The sequence below is a fragment of the Ruegeria sp. AH12 genome (assembly GCF_056541465.1).
This window is the reverse complement of record NZ_JBQFYL010000003.1, coordinates 309,003-329,250: the sequence shown is the minus strand read 5'-3', so window position 1 is coordinate 329,250 and position 20,248 is coordinate 309,003. Positions and strand designations below refer to the sequence as shown.

Genomic DNA, 20,248 nt, shown 5'->3' with positions numbered 1-20,248 from the left:
CTCCTAGTCCTTCTGCCCTGCGAGAAAGCGTATCGCGCGCATGCTGGGCAGGAAGAAATAGCCGCCGCCCTTGACGGTCACGAATTGGGGCAGACCTTCGAGCCGTTTTGCAATGCCGGTCGCGCTCTGGATACTGAAACTGTCTGTGGACACGCCGCCGACAGGTTCGCGGCTGCCGACGATCGGATCCGCCTCACCATGCAGACCATCGAACGTGGGGGAGGACATCCATGCGTTCTGGACGAATTCAAACTGGCGTGTGATGTCGGCGCAGAGGCAGACGAAATGCAGCCCTCTTGCTTCTTGGGTGTCAGGCATGCCCGACAGCGCTTGTTCGGGAGACAGCGGCGGGCCATAAGCACGTCCGCGACGGGCAAGACGGTGAAACCGTGTCGAGGCGACGAGATCGTGCCGACCGGGCAGGCCATCACGTCTTCGCCGAAACCCGAGGGTGCTGGTAAGCCAGGCCGATCGGCTATCAACGCCGGGTGGCTGGTCACCGGTTCGCGGGTTGGCCCGCCGGATATGAGCGCCGACCGGGCAGACGACGCCATCGACGTCATCCTCATAGGTGAAATCGTTCCCCTTTCGCCCGCCGTCAATCTCGCGCCGCCCCCTAATCAAGGGCGTGCCGTCCCGCGCGCGGCCCACCATTGCGGTCGCCAACGCCTCGCGCCACGCCGCGTCTCCGTTTGCCGCCGAGTCCAGATACCGCCAGAAGCCCGCTACGTCCTGCTCAAGCTGGCGCAGGACCAGATAGCTGCCGTTACGTCCGAAGTCGTGATGCCCCTCGCCACCAATGATCTGTGGGGCAGGTGAGACTTCCTTGTATTCATTGACATGGCCCAAAACGATCTCGCCGGGTGCGATCAGGTTGGCGTATTTCTCACGGCCATGTTTTGGCGGCGGGCTTTGTTGTTCCCAATCCACTTTTGGCTCGCTGATACCGTCTGCAAAACCGAAAGGTTCAATACTGTCATTTAGGCGTGTCGGCAGTGCGTGGGCGATGTCGAAGGCATCTTTGAAAACGCCTTTCAGCAAATTCGGTTTCAAGGAATCGAGTCCGCCCTCGCGCGCATAGAGCATCAACAGAACGTGGACCTCACTACCATCCCAGACCCAGTTTTCCGGAGCATTCCCGCCGGTGTCGCCAAGCCGCCGAGTACGGCTTTCCTCGCCTGCCATCCCCGCTAGGAACGGCTGCGAAAATTGCGAGAGAACCTCACCCGGTAGACCAAGGGCCTGCAATCCGCTGGCTGTGAACGCGACCTGCAGTGCAGCCTCCGGGGGGGTGTCCAACCACTCGGCTGAGGTGATCGGCGCGGCAGTCAACCAATCCCGCGCGGCCTGCGCATCTGAGATGGTTAGCAATAGGAACTCGGCCTCTGTCAGCTTGCCATGGCCAAACCGGACCAAGCCCTGCATGTCGGAAAAGTCGGGCCGTGTGACCGGGATATCGTCGTTTTCTTTCATATTTTTGCCAGCCATTTCCGCAATGCCCTGAGCCCGACGGGGCGTTGCTCAAGCCCCGCGCGGATCTGTGAATGCCTGTCGAGGTCGATTGCCGTCAGACCGGGATAGGCCTTATACCACACAGGGGTGGCTTGCTGACGGTTGCGCAGGAACCGCTTGAACTTGCTCTCTTGCTCGGCCCCATCCTTGATCAGAAACCGTGTGCTTGGATACCCGACGCCATTCGAAAACACGAGGTTGAGCCCCCAGGCGACCTTGTTGACGAAATCGTCCATGTAGCTTTCCAATGCCCCATCGTAGTTGCTGCAGAACATCACGCGTCGTTTGTTGTCGAAATAAACCCACCGCGCGAAGTGGATTGTCTGCACACGGGTCAGATAGCCTCGCGAAAAGATATGTTTGGCAGCGTAATTCAGAAGATACAGCGCAACCGTCGTGATCGCGCGCCGAAAACCACCGGGTTTTAGATCGCCAACCGCAGTAAACGGGTTGGTGACATCGTGATCGTCAAAGGTCCCCATTTCAGCAATATGTGCGTCGCCTGGGCGCGGCAGGATTTCGGGGTCGGACCGTTCAAGCCGGCGCAGCCTCCACAGCAGCAGCGGCGAGGCCAGCAGAACGACCGGCGAAATAGCCAACAGCAGCAGAGGCACCGCGATCTTCTCGATCCAGTCAAAGGCGGCCTGTGGCAGCGGCGTTGGCTGCGCGGGCGTCAATCGCAGACGCCCTGCCTGCTGTTCGGCCGAGACGAATTCTTGCAGACGCTCATGCAACAGAATGGCGTCATCCGTGCCATGTGCATCCACAAGCGCGCGCAATTCCGGTTTCAGTGCCTGTGCAAGTGCGGCTTCTTCGCGAACCTGCTGCACGGTGCGACCGCGCATGTTCACGTAATTGGCGGCCTCGACGACATTGTGCCGGGCCATCCAATCGCTCAGGTCTGTGTCTTGGTCGAAATCTTCGCAATGCGAAAAGATCCGTCGCAATCCCTCGCCCGCCTGATTTGCCAACTCGTCCAGAAAGCTGTCCCGATCTCCGTCCATGTCACCCAAAAAGGCCAGATGTGGTGGGAATGGGCGAGCTTCAACCTCGTAGGCTTCAATGTCGCGCCATGTGTCGACCTGAGTAAGGAAGAACCGCGCGACGTGCAGACGGTCAAACTCTGCAAAGGGCACAATCGGGTTCTTCGGGTCCGCAAGCCCGGGTTTGACGGCCATTTCGGACAGCAGCGCGCGCAAATCGTCAATCCGCCCTTCATCGACAGGGGCCAAAATCAGAAATGTGCTTTGCTGCGTCATGGCAGGACGAGTCTACCACATTTAGGGCGATGACGTATCGACATTGAAGTCCAGCGCAAAATCGATCAATCGATTGTCGTCCCAATAGACTTTACCGAGATAAAGACCGGGACCGACGGCACGTATCTCGTCGCGAATCCACTGCGCAAGAAGCGACGTATCGGAGTAATCCAAAACGATGCACTCCTTTCCATCAAGCCAGCTTGTGTCCTTGTAGACTTTGGCCAAAATCGCATTCAGCCCGAACGGTAGGATGCGATTGCGTAACACGCCTTTCTGCTGGTCGAAGACTTTGCCCTGCCAGGCAAAACTGTTGATGAAGCGCGAGATCAGCGGTGTGAACCTGGTGCCTGGAGCCACAATGGCAGTCCCCTCGGCCTCGCCGTCGGGTATATTCCCGGCCGCCACGCTGGAGAACAATTCGTCCAGTTCCTGCTGACTCAAGTCCATGAGGGATTCGACGCTATGTGCCATGATGGCCTCCTTCCATGAAAGTGTGTAGTTAGGCGTCCTCCAGAGTGACCTGCACGGCCTTTTCGCCGACCATGTAAACGGAAGATGGGCGGTATCGCAAACTTTGGTACGTTTCCAAGCTATCGCTATGAGCGGGTGGATATAGCAATCGAGCTCTGCAAATAGACGGAATCCTCCTGCCGAAGGTCCAATCTGCCCCTTGCGGATCATGTTGATTGCCTTGATGCCCGCGAGTTTCGTCCGCGAACAGGTGAGCGTGGCACTTTGTTCTTTGGCTGTGCTCACGAACCTTCATGGAGAAGAAATGGACGAAGAGACTGTTATCGGTACAGAGTATTCGCTGAGCCGAGATCCATATGATGACCCGTGCGCAAATGGACCGGCGCCGATGCCATTCTATTCGTGAGCGCGCGTTTTGCCGGGATCGTATATCGGGCTGGAAACAACAGTTGCATCTGTCGTGACATCGTTCCCCGAGACCCTGAGCGTGGTTCCAGCGGCAATCCCCGGCTGAACATGTGCCAGGGCCAGCGACTTGGCCATTCGATGCGAGAAACAAGGGCTGTTGATGACACCGACGTCTTGGCCGTTCAGGGTAAGCGTTTCCCCACCTTCGACCATGTCCGGGTGATCAATCTCAAGACAGACGTTATTGACCCTATCCGCCCCCTTAGCCGCCATCACAGCGACCTTGCCTCGAAAAGCAGGCTTTGTCGTGCTGACCGTGAAACCAAGGCCCACCTCCCAGGGCGTGTTGTCCTGGGTCATGTCGTAGCCATAGAACAGTAGCCCGGCCTCGATGCGTACCTTGTCCAGAGCGGTGAAGGAACAGGGCATGACCCCTGCCTCCGCCAATCTGTCCCAGATGTCGGTGATCACTGAACCATCGGCAAAAATCTCGTAGCCGCGTTCGCTGGAGTACCCGGTGCGCGAGATGCGGCAGGGGTGACCGAAGAGCGTCGCGGGCGCGTGTTCGAAATAGGCCAGAGTACTCAGGTCGATATCCGTATGTGCGTTGAGAATATCAAGCGACGCAGGTCCCTGCACCGACAGATCATGCAGATCATCGGTGAACTGCACCTGAACATCGTGCCCCTCCGCCGACGCCTGCAAAAGCGCCATTGTGTCGCCCGAGCCATGCACGATCATCCACTCGCTATCGCCGTTGTTCGACACGATCGCGTCATCGGCGATCCCGCCCTGATCGGTCAGAACACACAGGTAAGCCGCCTTTCCCGGCGTTATCTTGGAAAGATCGCGTGTGGTCAGGTGATCAAGAACCGCCTGAGCGTCTGGCCCGCGCACAAACACCTTTTTCAAAGGCGACATATCGAACATGCCCGCGCGCTCGCGCACCGCATCATGTTCACAGTTGGGGTCGGTGTCGTAGGTCCAGGCGGTGCCCATGCCATTCCAATCCTCCAGCCCCGACCCAAGCGCTGTGTGGCGAGAGGCAAGGGCGGATGTGCGACTAAGTCCTGCGGTCATGGGTGTTCCTTTCTAGTACCATTCGTCCGGCAAATGGGCCTTGCGCTCGGATACAAAGTCCTCAAGCGCTGCCTGGATGCCAGGTTTCATTTCGGGTTGTTGGTAGTCGTTCAACATTTGCCGCCACCGTTGCGTGGCGCGTTGGTCTGAGGTAAGTGCGCCGTTTTCTGACCAGCTTTCGAATGACCCGGCATCAGATATCTGCGGCTCAAAATTCGCCGTTGTGTAGTGGCGTAGGGTGTGGCTGGTCGACAGGAAATTCTCGCCCGGGCCGGTCTCATAGTATGCATCCCGGCCAAAGGCCTCGTCATCGGTATCGAAGCCTTGCAAGAGTTTCAGCATCGCGCCGCAATGGTCGAGGTCCATGGTGAATTTCTCATAAGACATCACAAGCCCGCCCTCGAGCCAGCCTGCCGCATGCCAGACCTGATGCGCACCAGAGAGCAGCGTGGACCACATCGCGCCGGTGCTGTCCTGCATGGCTTGCCCGTCCGGCGCGTTGGACGCGGTGATCTGCCCCCCGCCAGAGCGCACCGGCACGCCAAGCCTTCGGCCAAGTTGCGAAAGCGCCATCGTGGTCATGTTCGCCTCGGGCGATCCAAAGGTCAGGGCTCCTGTCCGCAGGTTCATGCTAGAGTGGAACGACCCGAAGACCGCCGGACAACCGGGCTGCATCAGTTGGGCAAGCGCGATGCCCACCATCGCTTCGGCTAATGTTTGTGCCGCCACCGCGGCTGGTGAAAGCGGCCCCATGGCACCCGCGAAAATCGCGGGAGAGACGCAGACGCATTGGCCCGCCTCGGCATAAATGCGCAGGGCCGAGGACATGGTGCCATCATAGATCAGCGGCGAGTTGACGTTGATATTAGCCTGCATCACCGCGTGGCGGTCCATGACCTCACCAAAGACGAGGCGTGCCATTTCGATACTGTCCCGCGCGCGGTCGGGCGCCGTCACGGACCCCATGAAAGGCTTGGTCGAGAGGGTCAGATGCGCCAACATCATGTCCAGATGCCGTTTGTTCACCGGTATGTCCGTTGGCTCGACCACCGTACCGCCGGAATGATGCAAGGCGGGCGCGCTGTAGGTCAGCTTTACGAAATTGCGGAAATCCTCCAGCGTCGCATACCGTCGTCCCTTCGCCAGATCGCTTACAAAGGGAGAGCCATATCCCGGCATCAGCACAACGTTGTTGCCGCCAAGCGTTACGGTTTTGGCCGGGTCCCGGCCATGCAACTGAAACTCAGCCGGGGCAGTTGCGCACAGGGCGCGGACGTGACCCGGCTCAAACCGCACGCACGCACCGTCAATGCGGGCGCCAGCCTCAGCAAAGTGATCCAGCGCCGTTCGATCCCCCCGAAACTCGACGCCAATATTTTCCAGGATCCAATCGGCCTGATCCTCGATCCGGGTCAGTGCCGTGTCGCTCAGCAGATTGTAGGCAGGTATTTTGCGGCCCGTGAAAGGCACTGCTTCGGATGGTACGTTGTGACGGGCCAAACGGCCCCGACGCACGCGACCCTGATGCCCCGCCAATGTTGATGTATCTGCTGTCGCGTTCAAGGTATCCAACACTACTTTGTCGTTTCAAAAGCCTGGTTCAGAATGAGGGCATGAAAATAAGCCTGAAAATCGAATTTTTCTTTTCGCTGCGTTTAAAAAATTTGTACGATAGCTTATGCCAGCCCGCTTTCATCACCATGACCTGCTCAGGCTATTTGCCGAAATTGCCCGCTATTCCAGCTTTTCGACAGCCGCAGTGGCGCTCAATATGACTAAGGGCGCCATCAGTTATCAAATCAAGACGCTTGAGGCCGATTTGGGGATGGCCCTGTTCCAGCGTACTTCACGGGGCGTCACGCTCACCGGCGATGGTTTAAAGCTCCGCGCAATCTGCCAGACACGATACGAAGAGATCGAAACCGACATTCAGGCGTTGAAGGGAATAGCGGATCTTTCGCTGACCGTTGGCGTCTCGACCTATTTCGCCGCGCGCTGGCTCTCGCCACGCCTAATGTCGTTCATGCAAGACCACCCGGACGTGCAGCTTCGCATCCAACCGATGATCGAGTTTTCGACGCATGAACTGCAAGCGGTGGATCTGACAATCAGATGGGGCAACGGGACTTGGGAAGACGGCGCCGTGACACCTTTCATGCCCATGCCACCATATCCGGTTGGCAATCGGGCGGCGGCCGAACTGGTGAACCGATTGGGGATGGAACAGGCGATTTCGCATCTGACCTTGCTCAGAGATCGTGACGACAGCAGCGCCTGGTCCGATTGGCTGAATGCCTCAGGGCTTCCCCCGCAAGCGAGGCGAGATGTGCTGATTGTCCCTGACCCGAATGTCCGAGTGCAGGCGGTGATCGATGGACAAGGGATTGCTTTGATGGATGATCTGGTTCAAAGCGATGTGAAGACCGGACGGTTGTTTCGTTTGTCCAGGATCGAATTGCCAGACTACGGGTATTTTTTGGTTCGACCCCACAGCGCCGCTTCGAGCGAGGCGGTGCAGTTTTTCTCAGACTGGGTTCTGGGCGAAGCCTGACAAAACTCTCCCCTGAGCAGTTCTTGGGCTTCTATTATATGCCGTATAAAATTTATTTTGGGAGACCGGGAAGATGACCACTGGACATATCATGATGGCGATGAGCCTGGACGGCTTTGTCGCCCGACCTGATCACAGCCTGGACTGGTTGGAAAAACAAGCGACCGCGGATGAAGATCACGGCTTTGTCGCCTTTCAGGACAGTGTCGATGTGATCGTCATGGGGTCGGGATCGTACCGAACGGTGCGAGGTTTCGGAGCCTGGCCTTATTCCAAACCGGTTGTGGTTCTCAGTAGGACGATGAAAACAGATGACATCCCCGACGATCTGCGCGAGAAAGTGGAAGTGTCAGACATGGCACCCGAACACCTGATGACAAGCTTTGACGCTCGTGGTTTCAATCGCGTCTATGTGGATGGCGGCGCGATCATTCGCTCATTTCTGAGGGCCGGGTTGGTGGAAGATATGCGGATCACCCTTGTTCCCATTCTAATCGGTGAGGGCATCCGCATTTTTGACAAGACCGCAGGCGACGTCGATCTGGAACTGGTTTCAGTCAAAAGCTTTCCCTCGGGTCTGGTGGACCTCGGTTACAAGCTGAAAGCAGCGTGACGAAAGCTCCTTCACCCGGGCGGCCACCGAAGGCCGATCAACGCCTTTCGAGGCAACTGATCCTGAAGACGGCCTTGCCAATTGTCCAACGAAACGGCGTCGATACGTTATTGTTTCACATGCTTGCCGATCAGCTTGGGGTCACTCCGATGGCGGTGACTTATCACGCCGGGACCAAGGAACAGCTTGTGTCCGATCTGGTGGAACATACATTCGCGGGCGTCCTGGATGGTATGGGCGGGGGCACGCCGGTCGAACGGGCCCGGAGCATCATTGCGACCTATTGCGGGTACGCCTTGAAGAATGCAAACCTATTGCGCGCGATCCTTGAGGATGTGACGCTGATAAGCTCGGACCTGACAAACTTGGCGACAGAGTTGAAGTCCAGCACTGACCAATCAAAGAACAGCGATGGGGGTGACGTTCTTGTTCACCTGCTGATCGACTATGCGCACGGTTTGTACTCTCCGCTTCCAGCGGAGCAAACAATCCCCTGACAATGGATGACTATCCGCGCGGTATTGACTGGATTCTCTGTCGAGCGGCTGGTGACCGCGTGGCCATCTAGTAAAAAACAAGCGCACCAGCAGCGCGAAGCAAGCAATTTTTCGACGTGAATATCGACATCGGGCTGTTTCTTCGTGACTGCAGCGGCTGGCGGAAATGCGGGCTGCTCCTGCAGCATCATGACCGGGTGCCGAAGGTCGCCTTTGGGCCGCCTTGGAAGATGGCCCGAGGTTGCTAGAATTCAATGGCATCGGCGATTGCTAGCGCGTCTTCAAGCTCGACGCCCAGATATCGGACCGTGCTGTCCATTTTGGTGCGTCCAAGCCGAAGCTGAATCACCCGCAAGTTGCCGGTCTTCTTGTAGCTCTGGGTCACCTTTGTTCGCCTGATCGAATGCGCGCCATATGCGCTCGCCTCTAGACCGATCGACGTGACTCAATCGCGAACGATCCTAGCATACTGACTTGTCGAGATATGGAGACGCTCGTGGAAGCTGCCCGGCCAAAGGTACTCAGAACCGACCACTAGGTCGTGTTGGCAAAAGGGATTCACATCGGACGATTGGCGTGGTTCAAGCTGGTATCTACGATGGAGACCAGTTTGGCACGAGACCTGTTGAACGATGAGGAATGGGCGTTCTTTGAGCGTTTCATTCTCGCCGTACGTGACCCAAATGGGCGAAGGCCCACCGATCACCGCCGTGTCCTTGATGGGATTTTCTGGATTGCCCGAACCAGAGCCCCTTGGCGGGACCTGCCTGGTGAGGTTGGCAAATGGCCAAGCGTCGATCGCCAGTTCGGGCGCTGGACGCTGGCGGGTCTCAGGGAGGAAATCATGGACGCTCTGAGCCAAAGCGGGGCGGTTTCGAGCGCTTTGCAAATAATCGGCAGCACCGTGGTCCGCACCCATCATCAGGCAGCAGGTGCTAAAGGGGGATTCCGCGTCACGGTTTTGGCCGCTCAAGAGCTGGCCTCACGACCAAAATCCACCTCTTTGTCAACGCGCACGGCTTGCCCATGAGGACGGAAATCACACCTGGCCAGACATACGACTATCTCGGTTTCGATCTGGCTATGGCAGACAATTTACCCCAGCCGAGCGCCCTGCTGGCCGACCGTGGTTATGACGCCGACAGCATCCGAAATACCAAGGACAACCGCGATGTGCTCCCGGTCATCCACATGCGGAAATCACGCAAGAAATGTATCGGTGTCGACCGTTCGCTTTATCGCCTACACAACATGGTGGAACGCTGCTTCAACAAACTGAAGAATGCCAGACGCGTCGCCACCCGATATGACAAGACTGCAGAAAGCTACCTCGGCCTCATTGACATCACATCAATTCGACTCTGGCTGCGTCATGCGTCATGCGTCATGCGTCATGCGTCATGCGTCATGCGTCATGCGTCATGCGTCATGCGTCAACATAACCTAGCGGGCCACCACGAAACTTCGCAATGCTCGAATTTTCCGTCTTAGGACCTGGGGTTTTGGATTAAGAACAGGGGATTATTCTCAGTTGCCGCCAGTTCTCGTCAACTTTTCGATCATCAGTTGCTGTAGAAGAATGATGGTCTTCGCATCTCGAATTTCGCCTTCGGCAATCATCTGCATCGCGTCCGCTAGTGGAACGTGCATAACCTCGATATCTTCTCCTTCTTCGAAAGAACCACCGCCCTGACTCGTTTGATCTAAGGCTGAATAGATACCTTTGAAGAAAGACAGATGCTCTGTGACTGAGCCTGGGCTCATGTAGACGTCAAACAAGTGAATGAGTTTGTCGATCTGATAACCGGTTTCTTCTTCAAGCTCATTGCGCATTCGCTCATCGGCCTGAGCGCCGTCAAGCAACCCAGCGGGGGTTTCGATCAACCCATCAAACCCTCCATTGAGGAAAACTGGCAATCGGAACTGACGCGTGAGCAATACTTGATCTGTATCCGGGTTGTGCAACAGGCAAGTCGCCCCGTTGCCGCGATCATAAGCTTCTCGCGTTTGGCGCTGCCATTCGCCATTCTGACGACGCAGTTCAAATTCGTATTTTGTCAAAATACCCCAGTCACTTGCCAGAATTTGCTCTGAAATCGGGCGAAAAATCTCGCTTTTGGGCATTCGTAAGCTCCGGAACTCATAATTCCATCTTCAGTTCAAATTGACGGACGGTCGGTACAGCACCGACACTTCCAAGAAATGACTGGAACTCTGTTGATGTGACGTCGATGTTGAGTTGGCGAAGCGCGCCGCCAGCCTGGCATGTCCGGAGCAATGAGCTGGCGATCCCTTCCCGTCGTCGGTCATTACGAACGCCTATTTGGGCAAGAGTTCGGTTAACTGGCAACATGACCGCATAGGCCACCAGACCATGGTAGTCGGATATGGCCCAGTACTGTGCTTCATCCGCCACGGCGTTGACGGCCGCGATGTCGTTTTGCCAGGAGGGTTCCAATTCGATCATTGCGATGACGTCGCTCTGAATTTCCGTCCAGGATACCTTTTGCGCCATATCGGGAGCATCGACAATTGGCGGGCGTGGAACGTCATAACACTGCAGAGTCCGGGCAGTGTTCATACCCAGTGAGGCGTATAGATCATATGCTTTGCCGTTCTCGACCAATACCTCAGTCTGGAGACTGACGGTGTGCCTCTGCCGGAGATGCGCGATGCTGTCCTTTGCGAGTTTCCGCGCCAATCCCAGCCGTCGGAACGCAGGAACCGTACCACTGGCAACCAAATAGCTGTGGCGACCGCGCAAAGACACCAACCAAATGGCAGCGATTTGTCCTTCAACAAGCGCAACACGCGAGGCTTGGCGATCAAATCCCCTTTGCTTCAACATGAAAGCAAATGATTGCCGGGTCAGTTGCATTGGAACTGCGTAGTCTGAAAATGCGCTGTTCATTGCCTGGCGCAAATCCTCGAGTGAGATGTGTTCAGCCGATATGATCTTTGGGTCCATAAATTGTCCAATTGTTAGAAGTTGAATTAACCTTTCTGACTTAGCGATGCTTTCGCACTACCAGGATGATCTTTGAAAGTAACACCTTTCCGGTGGCGCTGGATAATCCATGCCAATGTCCCTTTTCATGTGGCCCGACCAGTGTTGAAACTCGCCTAGGTGAGCAGTTTTGTTCCAGCGTTTTGCGCTAGCGCGAGTCAGAAAGCTTTGAAAATAAGCCAGCAGTTTCATATGATGCTCACATTCGCTGGATTGATGACTGTCATACGTTTGACCGGTTGAAGAGCTATAAAACAAACAAAACAGCGTCCAATAACATAAGGAATTTAAATGGCTTCCCGAGGTATTCTTCCGCCATTGGCTGCCATTCGGGTTTTTGAGGAGGCCGCGAGGTGCAAGAACTTCACGGTTGCTGCTGACAAGCTTGGGATGACCCAGGCTGCTGTCAGCTATCAGATTAAGATCCTTGAGGAACGGGTTGGCGCACCACTCTTCCGTCGCGAGGCACGCGGAGTTTCCCTGACAGATATAGGGGTCGGTTTCGCGGAAAAGGCGACCGACGCACTTAACGTTCTGAGTGATGCATTTGCCGAGGCCAAAGGCGTTTCTCAAGAAACGCTTTCCATCAGTGTCATTCCAACATTTGCAACCAATTTCCTTGCGCGGCACCTAGGGGAATTTCAGGTGGAAAATCCCAATATTGCGGTGCGGGTGGAAGTGAGCGAAACCCTGACCGATTTTGTCTCCAGCGGTTTCGATGTCGCCATTCGAGGCGGCAAAGGCAATTGGCGCGGGCTGTCGAGTCATCTGCTAATCCAAACCCGTTTTACCCCAATGCTGAGCGAGGATCTGGCTGAAAGCATAGGCGGCGTTCGTGATCCCAAGGACCTAATGCGCCTCCACATCCTGTCACCCTCCGATCCCTGGTGGAACCGATGGTTTGCAGAGGCGGGATTGAACAGGCCGGAACTGTCAGACGAGGCCCGTCAACATTTCGGCCCTCAGGTATTGGAAGCCAACGCCGCCATATCAGGCCAGGGTGTTGCAATGTTGACCCCTGCTTTTTTCAAGGATGAGCTTGCAGGCGGGCGGTTGATCCAACCTTTCGATCTGACCTGTGAAGATGGGTCAGGCTATTGGCTTGTTTATCCCGAGAGCCACCGAAATTCGCAGAAGATACGGGGGTTCAGGAAATGGCTGGAAGCAAAGACCAAGGACTGGCGATCCTAATGTTCCGAGATCTAGGGCTGGTCGAGGGGTGGCAATCTGTGCTCGAAGATCGAAGATTTTATGATGGATGTGTTGGTCTCGGCCCGGTCGTGGAAGGGCAGAAGGATATCGTCGAGTTCGCTGATCTCTTTTAAAAGCAGCCGCGCGACATAACAATCGTCGCCGGTGACCCTGTCACATGACATAAAGCGAGGCTGCTCTTCGATCATCTTTTCGACAATATGAAGCTGCCCACTTCTTGGTTTGATCCGGACCAGAGCCTGGATTGTATAGCCAAACCGTCGCAAATCGATCCGGGCACTAAAACCTATGATGTATCCGCTCTCCTGCAGGTGGCGAAGGCGTTCACCGACAGCAGGACCCGAAAGACCTACGTTCTTTCCAATATCTGCAAGGCTAGTACGGCCATAGGAATCGAGAAGTTCTACGATTCGGCAGTCTGTTTGATCCAGTTCTTTCGACATGAAGGAAGTGTAGGGAGTTTGACAACGATGTGAAAGGAAAATTCAGATTTTCCCTTCATCTGTACTGGGACAAAACTCAGTTATGTCCGATAGTTTGCCGCCAGCAGAATTCAAGGAGACAGGGATGGATGTTCAACGTATCGCGGCGTTCAGCAGGGGATCGGAAGGCGGCAACCCCGCGGGTGTTGTACTGTTGGAACGTGAAGCGAGTGCCGAGGAAATGGCCCAGGTCGCGGCCGAAGTCGGGTATTCAGAGACTGCGTTTGCCGTCGTACGGGATGACGGGAAAAAGAGCTGGCGCGTTCGTTACTTCTCTCCTGAATCTGAGGTTCCATTCTGTGGCCATGCAACAATTGCCTTGGGCGCCGCGCTCGGGCGACATAGTGGGCCCGGCACCTATTTGCTGGCCCTGAATGACGCCACGATCACAGTAGACACGGACACGACACCTGAAGGCGTAGTGGCCACTTTGTCGTCACCTCCGACCAAAAGCCGCACACTGGCAGACGCAGAAACACGCGATATCCTGGCGCTTTTTGATCTGACGGCAAATGACCTCGATCCGCGCCTTGCTCCGGCGCATATCCATGGCGGTGCTGATCATGTCGTGCTGCCACTGAAAAGTCGAACCCGACTGGCTGCCATGGCTTATGATCTCGACAAGGGACGGCAGGTGATGCGCCATCATAATCTGGTCACTGTGATGCTTGTTTTTATTGAGACCGATCAGACATTCATTGCGCGCAATGCATTCGCTTCGGGAGGTGTTCTGGAAGACCCGGCAACGGGCGCTGCGGCAGCAGCTTTTGCTGGGTACCTGCGAGATAGCAACTGGCCGCACGGCGGCGAGTTCACCATCCGCCAGGGTGAAGATATGGGCAGCCCATCCTTGATCCAAGTGTCGTTGGATGACGTCAGAGGAAGCTCGGTACGGGTGTCCGGCACTGCTCGAGACATAGAATGAACGACCTACCAGAATCAATTGCAGCCTACATTGAGGCCTACAACCAGATGGATGTGGCCGGTATGGTCGCGTGCCTTTCCGATGACGTGGTGTTTCGAAACATCGTCAGCGGAGATGTAACGATTGAAAAGTCCGGGAAACCGGCCTTTACCGAGTTGGCCGCTGCCGGTGTGCAAGCGTTCAAAACCCGCCAGCAAACGGTGACAAACATGATATCGGTCGGGACTGTCACGCTGGTTGAGATCGACTATTCAGCGGTGGTTTCGGCTGATCTGCCCAACGGGTGGAAAGCAGGGCAGCATCTGAAGTTCCAGGGCGCATCTGCGTTTCGCGTCGAAGATGGACAGATCGCCAGCATCGTCGACCAGAGCTGAGCGAGTCAAAACGACCATTGATGCCAGGCCCTGATGTTTTGTTGGTGCTGATGTTCGACTTGGCCCAAGTTTTCGGTTGCAACACTTCTAACACGCAAAGGAAATCAGATGATCACACGTTTGGCTCCGGCCTCGCTGCGTGCGGTACCAGAACAGTATCAGGGTATTTATGTGCATGGCACCCAGATCACTGCTCCGCGGTCGTTTGTATTTTTGTCAGGGCAAATCGGCGTCGCTCCGGATGGTAAAACCCATAAGGGGTTCGAACAGCAATGCCACCAGGCGATGGACAATGTTGAGGCACTTCTCAAAGACGCTGAGTTGGATACGCCCGATATTGTGCGCGTTGTATACTATGTCACCGACGCAGCTTTTCTGCCCGAGCTATCCAAACTGCGTCAGGCCCGGTGGAACCAAGGACATCCGCCGGCGGTGACGACTCTGGTCGTTGCTGCCCTCGCAGCGCCAGATCTTCTCGTCGAAATCGAAGTAACTGCGGCCCGTTGACCTGGATGACACATGCCGGATCAGATTTGGGCTCTTATACTCTTTGCGCTGATCGCCACGGGCTCTCCCGGTGGGGCAACAGCGCTTGCAACAGCGTCTGGTGCGCGGTTTGGCTATCGGCAAAGCCTGCCTTTGATTTTTGGAATCGCCATTGCACTTGCTCTGTTGGTGGCCGTGTCCGGAACCAGCCTGACGGCGATGCTGCAATCAACGCCTTTTCTGAATTCTGCTATTAGAGCATTCGGGTCGGCGTACCTTGTTTGGCTGGCACTGAAAATTGGATTGGCAGGTTCTCCCTCGGCCACGCGCTTAAGCGGGACAAAACCCATGAGTTTCCTCGTCGGGGCAGCGCTGTTGCTGGTCAACCCAAAGGCCTGGGCGATGGCGGTGGGTGTCGCTTCGTCTTTCTCTAATATAGTCTCAGATCCCATTTTGCTTGGCAGCATTCTTGCCACTGTGTTTCTGCTATGCGCTTCTGCTTCGCTGTCGCTTTGGGTTTTGGTAGGAGGGGTCATCGCACACTCAATGCGTACTGACCGGCATTGGCACATATTCAACGGTGCAATGGCGCTGCTACTGTTGATTTCGATCTTACAGCTTTGGATATGAAGGTTGCGAATTCGCAAGTTCAGCAGGTTACACTCTCGTGGGCGCAGCTGAGGCCTTATCATATCCGAATGTGTAGCGATCCGTATCGACATTCTTGGAGCCTTGGCCAACGTCTTGAACATCCGCAACCATGGTCAGAGTGGAAGTGGGACCAGATATGGCAGCATGCGAAGTCTCGAACACCCGCTAAGTTCCCGGGACCCAAAATTCAGGGCTAGTCAGCTCGCAACGTCTTTGATGATATCGCCTACGTCATCAATCTCACGAAGCTTCTGCAAATCATCGCATGACTTCTGGTTGCCGTCGAAGCAATCGAGTTGCAGTTGTTGCTCGTCCATTTCTCTGTCTAGGTCGTCGTTGGTTTCTTCAGCGCTGGGAAGGTCTAGACCCTGGCTTGTCGACGAGCTCTGGCCCGAAGGATCGTTGGGCAGATCACAAGCCGCAATCAGCAACAACGCCATCACAACAGTGAGTTTCTTCATTTTTGTTCCTCTTCAGAAAGTTCTCTTAAGGTCGCCTGAATCGCTTGGCTTCAAGAGTGCTAGGTGAAAACAATTATAACAGATGTTGTGAGTTTTTGTGACACGTTAAGGGTGTGATCCGACAATTGCGCAGGGTCAAACGCAATAGTGTAAGTTCTCCCGGCGATTCGTCGTCCCGAAAGAACGACTCGTACAACGTTGCGACAACCGCACGAGCTCTTTCGTCGGACACTAAGTAATGTATTTTTTGCCTTTGCGCCGTCCTGAAACCAGCCCTGATAGACGCAACCGAGATATTTGTTGGGATGTCGCTGACTGCAGCACACCAAAGGCCTGCTGAAGCTCAGTGACAGTTTTCGCTCCGTGCATATGCAGACAAACAGTCGATAGCCGCTGGTCATGCGCCAGAGTCTTCAGGAAATCCGTGGCCGCCCGGGCCTTTGCATCCAGCTCGTCTGCTGAGAACCGTATTTGCATCACTCCCTTCAGTCCGATACCCGAGCCAAAAGGTTTGATTGCCAGCAACAAAAAGGGCCCCGAAGCTGGTTTGCGGCTTCGGGGCATATTTTCAAGTGTTTCCGATAATGGCTTCCAGCGTGTCGTGCTCTGCCACAAAGTGATCAGGCGCGACTTCGCTGAGTTTTGGAACATAGTCCGTCTGACCACTGTTCAACCTGCTCGGCAGGAAGCGCAGCGCCGCCTTGGGGTCCATGGGCGATGGCAACTCGCCCGGCAGCTTGAGCCGCTGGCGGCTGCGTTCCACATCCGGATCCGGGATCGGCACCGCTGAGATCAGCGATTTGGTGTATGGATGGATAGGCGCGGAACAAATCACCTCACCATCCCCCAACTCGACGATCCGGCCGAGATAAAGAACCATTATCCGGTTCGAGACTGCGCGAACCACAGACAAGTCGTGGCTTATGAAGATCATCGACAGGCCGAATTCCTTTTGCAGTTCGCGCAAAAGCTCCACGATCTGAGCCTGAATGGACACGTCCAGCGCCGATACCGCCTCGTCACAAATGATCAGCTTGGGTTTGTTGATCATCGCACGTGCAATGCCGACCCGTTGGTTCTGCCCACCGGACAGCTCATGCGGGTAACGGTTGATCATGTTGGCCTTGAGGCCGACCCGTTCCATCATTTCGGCAACCATGTCCTTGCGTTCACGCTCGGTCAGGTCAGGGCGATAGGTTTTCAGCGGTTCAGCAATCGAGGCCGAAATGGTCATGCGTGGATCAAGGCTGGCCAGCGGATCTTGAAACACGATCTGCAAGTCTTTGCGGTACTTGTTCAGTTCAGCGCGTTTCAGTCCCACGATGGGATGACCCAACCAACTTACATTCCCACCACTGGGTTCGATCAGTTGTAGGACAGCCCGGGCCAATGTGGACTTACCGCAACCGGATTCACCCACAACACCCAGCGTTTCGCCCTTGCGGATATCGAAGCTGACACCATCAACGGCTTTCAGGGGCACTTTGCGACCAAACAATCCACCTGAGATGTGGATCGGGAAGTGAACCTTGACGTCATCGACTTTGAGCAGTGGCTCTTCGATTTTGTCCAGCGCTTTGGGGGCGTCACCCGAATCGATCCGGGGCATCGCCTCAAGCAGCGTCCGCGTATACTCGTGCTGGGGCGCACGGAAGACCTCGCGCGTGTCACCTGCTTCGACGAATTGACCCAGCCGCATGACCTGAATGCGGTCACACATACGTGCCACGACACCCATGTCATGGGTGATCAGAGCAACTGCGGTTCCCTCGTCCTTTTGCAGGCGCACCATCAGGTCCAGAATGTCCGCCTGTACGGTTACATCCAGAGCTGTCGTTGGTTCGTCAGCGATCAGCAGTTTTGGATTGCACAGCATCGACATCGCGATCATGACCCGCTGGCGCATACCACCCGATAGCTCGTGGGGATACTGGTCCAGACGCCGCTTGGCTTCAGGAATGCGCACGCGATCCAGCCATTCCAGGCAACGCGCACGAGCCGCCGAGCCTTGCAGCCCTTCGTGAACCTGCAGCACTTCGCGCATCTGCTGGCCGATCCGCAGATGCGGGGTCAGTGCTGTCAGCGGATCCTGAAAGATCATGCCCACATCATCGCCGCGGATCTGGTTCAATTTGTTGACCGGCAGGTTCAGGATTTCCTGCCCGTTCAGCATGGCAGACCCCGAGGCCTTGCCAGCCGCAGGCAGCAATCCCATCGCGGCCATGAAGGTTTGGCTCTTGCCAGACCCGCTTTCGCCCACGATGCCCAGACATTCACCCGGATTGATATCAAAGCTGATGCCTTTGACAGCCTCGACCACGCCATCGGGTGTGTCGAACTGGACGCTCAGGTCTTTTACGGAAAACAGACTCATATCAGCGATCCTTCGGGTCCAGAGCGTCACGAAGTCCATCCCCGATGAAGAACATCGTGATGATGATTGCGACGTAGAATGTGAGCGGGAACATCAACTGCCACAAGGTGCCATAACCCATCGTTCCGGCCCCTTCTGCGATCAGACGGCCCAACGATGTGTAAGGTTCCGAAATCCCCAATCCGAGGAACGAAATGAAACTCTCGGTCAGGATCATCTCGGGAACCAGCAGCGACGCGTAAACAATTACCACCCCCAGTAGGTTGGGCAGAATGTGGCGATACATGATGGTGAACTCGCTGACACCAGCGGCTCGGGCGGCTTCGATGAATTCGCGGTTTTTCAGGGTCAGGGTCTGTCCCCTAACGATCCGAGCCATGGTCAGCCAGCCGACCGCACCAAGTGCAATGAACAGCATGAAGAATGACCGCCCTGCGACCACCAGCAAAAGGATGATGACCAGTGTCGCCGGAATGGCCAGCAGGATGTCGACAAATCGCATCATGGCGCCGTCTGTGCGGCCTCCGATGTATCCGGCGGTAATCCCGTAACAAGTGCCAACGATCAGAGCTGTCGCAGCGCCGATCAAGCCCACCAACAGCGATGTGGTCGTCGCCTGAATGACCCGGCTATAGAGGTCACGCCCAAGATCATCGACACCGAAGTAGTGTCCTGTTTCAATGGACGGCATTCCCATGCCGCGTACGTCACCCATGACGTTCCAGTCGATTTCCTCGTTGTTCCACACGGCAAAGTAGGGCCCGATAATCGTGAACAACACGATCAGACCCAGAATGAAGACGCTCGCCATTGCGGCCTTGTTGCGGACGAAACGCATGCGCGCGTCCTGCCAGAGTGATCGCCCCTGAATGACCGTGTAATCGGTGATTTCTTCGGCCAGATGGGCGGCTTTTTGTGATTTTCCAAGCATTGCCAGCCCCTCAGTAACGGATTTTCGGATCGAACCAGGCATAGGCCAGGTCGGTCAGAAGGTTCACGAAAACGGTCAGAACGCCGTAGAGGATCGTAACCCCCAGCAGCACGGCATAGTCGCGAGACAGAGCAGATCCCACATAGGCCTGTCCCAATCCGCCGGTCGAGAAGTAGATGTCCACAAAGACCGAGCCGGTCAGAACGTAGACAAAGACCGGACCCAGATAGGATACGACTGGCAGCAAAGTTGGCTTCAGTGCATGGCGCCAGATCACAGTTCTTGTCGGCAGACCTTTTGCGCGGGCGGTGCGGATGAAGTTCGAGTTCAGAACTTCCAGCATCGACGATCGCGTGATCCGGGCGATTGATCCCATGTAGGACGTCGCCAGCGCAATCACGGGCATAATCAGATAGGGCCATTGACCGCCATTCCAGCCACCGCCTGGCAGCCATCCCAGCCACAGGGTAAATGTCAGGATCAGGATCGGACCCATGATGAAGTTCGGCAGTGCCTGCGCCGCGATGCCCAGACCAACGGCAAAATAGTCGATCCAGCTATTGTGCTTGATGGCAGCAGCAATCCCAAGGCTGACACCGACAAAAGTAGCAACAAGAAACGACAGCGAGCCGTAGGTCAGCGAGATCGGGAAACCCTGCGCGATGATGTCATTTACGTCGCGGTCCTTAAACTTGAAGGACGGGCCGAAATCGAAATGCACGACGATGTTGTACAGGTAATCCCAGAGCTGCTTCCACAGCGGCTGGTCCAACCCGTACCGCGCCTCGATATTGGCCAGAACCGCCGGCGGCAGTGGCCGTTCCGAGGTGAAGGGTCCACCTGGCGCGAAGTGCATTAAAAAGAAACTGGCAACGATCAGCAAAAGGATCGTTGGAACGGCGATCAGCAATCGCCGGATGATATAGGCAAGCATTTCATGCCCCCATTATT

Annotated in this window: 21 protein-coding genes and 2 pseudogenes; 9 read left to right on the top strand and 14 right to left on the bottom strand. The window is 55.8% G+C overall.

Annotated features, from left to right (window positions below; all coding sequences use genetic code 11):
* Window positions 1-3: 3 nt before the first annotated feature.
* The 5 genes from ACR0EL_RS08275 to ACR0EL_RS08255 form a co-directional block, all read right to left on the bottom strand.
* A complete protein-coding gene (locus ACR0EL_RS08275) occupies window positions 4-1,488 on the bottom strand; it encodes a Dyp-type peroxidase (protein ID WP_480499333.1) in 1,485 nt (494 codons plus the stop codon).
* A complete protein-coding gene (locus ACR0EL_RS08270; protein ID WP_480499332.1) occupies window positions 1,470-2,771 on the bottom strand; it encodes a hypothetical protein in 1,302 nt (433 codons plus the stop codon). The genes ACR0EL_RS08275 and ACR0EL_RS08270 overlap by 19 nt, the downstream gene beginning before the upstream one ends.
* A gap of 21 nt (window positions 2,772-2,792) precedes the next feature.
* Window positions 2,793-3,245: a hypothetical protein gene (locus ACR0EL_RS08265; RefSeq protein WP_353010310.1), complete on the bottom strand. Its 453-nt coding sequence runs from the start codon at window positions 3,243-3,245 to the stop codon at window positions 2,793-2,795.
* Window positions 3,246-3,641: 396 nt separating this feature from the next.
* Window positions 3,642-4,733, bottom strand: a complete 1,092-nt coding sequence (locus ACR0EL_RS08260) for an aminomethyl transferase family protein (protein WP_480499331.1) — start codon at window positions 4,731-4,733, stop codon at window positions 3,642-3,644.
* 12 nt (window positions 4,734-4,745) lie between these two features.
* The gene (locus ACR0EL_RS08255; protein ID WP_480499329.1) at window positions 4,746-6,308 is read right to left on the bottom strand and encodes a trimethylamine methyltransferase family protein; all 1,563 of its coding nucleotides are present in this window, start codon (window positions 6,306-6,308) and stop codon (window positions 4,746-4,748) included.
* A gap of 103 nt (window positions 6,309-6,411) precedes the next feature.
* On the opposite strand from ACR0EL_RS08255, the gene ACR0EL_RS08250 reads away from it, so the two are divergent.
* The 3 genes from ACR0EL_RS08250 to ACR0EL_RS08240 all read left to right on the top strand — a co-directional run bounded on the left by ACR0EL_RS08250 (window position 6,412) and on the right by ACR0EL_RS08240 (window position 8,394).
* Window positions 6,412-7,284: a LysR substrate-binding domain-containing protein gene (locus ACR0EL_RS08250; RefSeq protein WP_480499328.1), complete on the top strand. Its 873-nt coding sequence runs from the start codon at window positions 6,412-6,414 to the stop codon at window positions 7,282-7,284.
* Between the two features lie 73 nt (window positions 7,285-7,357).
* A complete protein-coding gene (locus tag ACR0EL_RS08245) occupies window positions 7,358-7,897 on the top strand; it encodes a dihydrofolate reductase family protein (protein ID WP_480499327.1) in 540 nt (179 codons plus the stop codon).
* Window positions 7,898-7,971: 74 nt separating this feature from the next.
* The gene (locus ACR0EL_RS08240) at window positions 7,972-8,394 is read left to right on the top strand and encodes a TetR/AcrR family transcriptional regulator (protein WP_480499325.1); all 423 of its coding nucleotides are present in this window, start codon (window positions 7,972-7,974) and stop codon (window positions 8,392-8,394) included.
* A 244-nt stretch (window positions 8,395-8,638) separates the two neighbouring features.
* Here ACR0EL_RS08240 and ACR0EL_RS08235 read toward each other — a convergent pair.
* Window positions 8,639-8,932, bottom strand: a pseudogene (locus ACR0EL_RS08235) (site-specific integrase); the annotation flags it as partial.
* 60 nt (window positions 8,933-8,992) lie between these two features.
* On the opposite strand from ACR0EL_RS08235, the pseudogene ACR0EL_RS08230 reads away from it, so the two are divergent.
* Window positions 8,993-9,774 (top strand): annotated as a pseudogene (locus tag ACR0EL_RS08230) (IS5 family transposase); the annotation flags it as partial.
* Window positions 9,775-9,921: 147 nt separating this feature from the next.
* On the opposite strand, the gene ACR0EL_RS08225 reads toward ACR0EL_RS08230, so the two are convergent.
* Entirely contained in the window at window positions 9,922-10,518 is a 597-nt protein-coding gene (locus ACR0EL_RS08225; RefSeq protein WP_480499323.1) for an NUDIX domain-containing protein, read from the bottom strand.
* A 16-nt stretch (window positions 10,519-10,534) separates the two neighbouring features.
* A complete protein-coding gene (locus tag ACR0EL_RS08220; protein WP_480499322.1) occupies window positions 10,535-11,362 on the bottom strand; it encodes a GNAT family N-acetyltransferase in 828 nt (275 codons plus the stop codon).
* 330 nt (window positions 11,363-11,692) lie between these two features.
* Here ACR0EL_RS08220 and ACR0EL_RS08215 point away from each other — a divergent pair, with 330 nt between their 5' ends.
* Window positions 11,693-12,592, top strand: coding sequence for a LysR substrate-binding domain-containing protein (locus ACR0EL_RS08215; protein ID WP_480499321.1), 900 nt, complete (start codon window positions 11,693-11,695; stop codon window positions 12,590-12,592).
* 11 nt (window positions 12,593-12,603) lie between these two features.
* Here ACR0EL_RS08215 and ACR0EL_RS08210 read toward each other — a convergent pair whose 3' ends face one another.
* Window positions 12,604-13,056, bottom strand: coding sequence for an Lrp/AsnC family transcriptional regulator (locus ACR0EL_RS08210; RefSeq protein ID WP_480499320.1), 453 nt, complete (start codon window positions 13,054-13,056; stop codon window positions 12,604-12,606).
* A gap of 124 nt (window positions 13,057-13,180) precedes the next feature.
* Here ACR0EL_RS08210 and ACR0EL_RS08205 point away from each other — a divergent pair, with 124 nt between their 5' ends.
* The 4 genes from ACR0EL_RS08205 to ACR0EL_RS08190 all read left to right on the top strand — a co-directional run bounded on the left by ACR0EL_RS08205 (window position 13,181) and on the right by ACR0EL_RS08190 (window position 15,510).
* Window positions 13,181-14,020: a PhzF family phenazine biosynthesis protein gene (locus ACR0EL_RS08205; protein ID WP_480499319.1), complete on the top strand. Its 840-nt coding sequence runs from the start codon at window positions 13,181-13,183 to the stop codon at window positions 14,018-14,020.
* Window positions 14,017-14,394, top strand: coding sequence for a nuclear transport factor 2 family protein (locus ACR0EL_RS08200; protein ID WP_480499318.1), 378 nt, complete (start codon window positions 14,017-14,019; stop codon window positions 14,392-14,394). Before ACR0EL_RS08205 ends, ACR0EL_RS08200 begins: the two co-directional genes overlap by 4 nt.
* A 108-nt stretch (window positions 14,395-14,502) precedes the next feature.
* Complete coding sequence (locus ACR0EL_RS08195) at window positions 14,503-14,901, top strand: RidA family protein (protein WP_353013790.1); 399 nt, start codon at window positions 14,503-14,505, stop codon at window positions 14,899-14,901.
* 12 nt (window positions 14,902-14,913) lie between these two features.
* A complete protein-coding gene (locus tag ACR0EL_RS08190; RefSeq protein WP_480499316.1) occupies window positions 14,914-15,510 on the top strand; it encodes a LysE family translocator in 597 nt (198 codons plus the stop codon).
* Between the two features lie 218 nt (window positions 15,511-15,728).
* On the opposite strand, the gene ACR0EL_RS08185 is transcribed toward ACR0EL_RS08190, so the two are convergent.
* The 5 genes from ACR0EL_RS08185 to oppB all read right to left on the bottom strand — a co-directional run bounded on the left by ACR0EL_RS08185 (window position 15,729) and on the right by oppB (window position 20,231).
* The gene (locus tag ACR0EL_RS08185) at window positions 15,729-15,992 is read right to left on the bottom strand and encodes a hypothetical protein (RefSeq protein WP_480499315.1); all 264 of its coding nucleotides are present in this window, start codon (window positions 15,990-15,992) and stop codon (window positions 15,729-15,731) included.
* A 231-nt stretch (window positions 15,993-16,223) separates the two neighbouring features.
* Window positions 16,224-16,520: an ArsR/SmtB family transcription factor gene (locus ACR0EL_RS08180; RefSeq protein ID WP_480499314.1), complete on the bottom strand. Its 297-nt coding sequence runs from the start codon at window positions 16,518-16,520 to the stop codon at window positions 16,224-16,226.
* Between the two features lie 40 nt (window positions 16,521-16,560).
* Window positions 16,561-18,366, bottom strand: coding sequence for an ABC transporter ATP-binding protein (locus ACR0EL_RS08175; protein WP_480499313.1), 1,806 nt, complete (start codon window positions 18,364-18,366; stop codon window positions 16,561-16,563).
* A 1-nt stretch (window position 18,367) separates the two neighbouring features.
* Window positions 18,368-19,297 carry an ABC transporter permease subunit gene (locus ACR0EL_RS08170; protein ID WP_155148404.1) on the bottom strand — a complete coding sequence of 310 codons (930 nt, stop codon included), beginning with the start codon at window positions 19,295-19,297 and terminating at the stop codon, window positions 18,368-18,370.
* 10 nt (window positions 19,298-19,307) lie between these two features.
* Complete coding sequence (oppB, locus tag ACR0EL_RS08165; RefSeq protein ID WP_155148402.1) at window positions 19,308-20,231, bottom strand: oligopeptide ABC transporter permease OppB; 924 nt, start codon at window positions 20,229-20,231, stop codon at window positions 19,308-19,310.
* Window positions 20,232-20,248 lie beyond the last annotated feature (17 nt).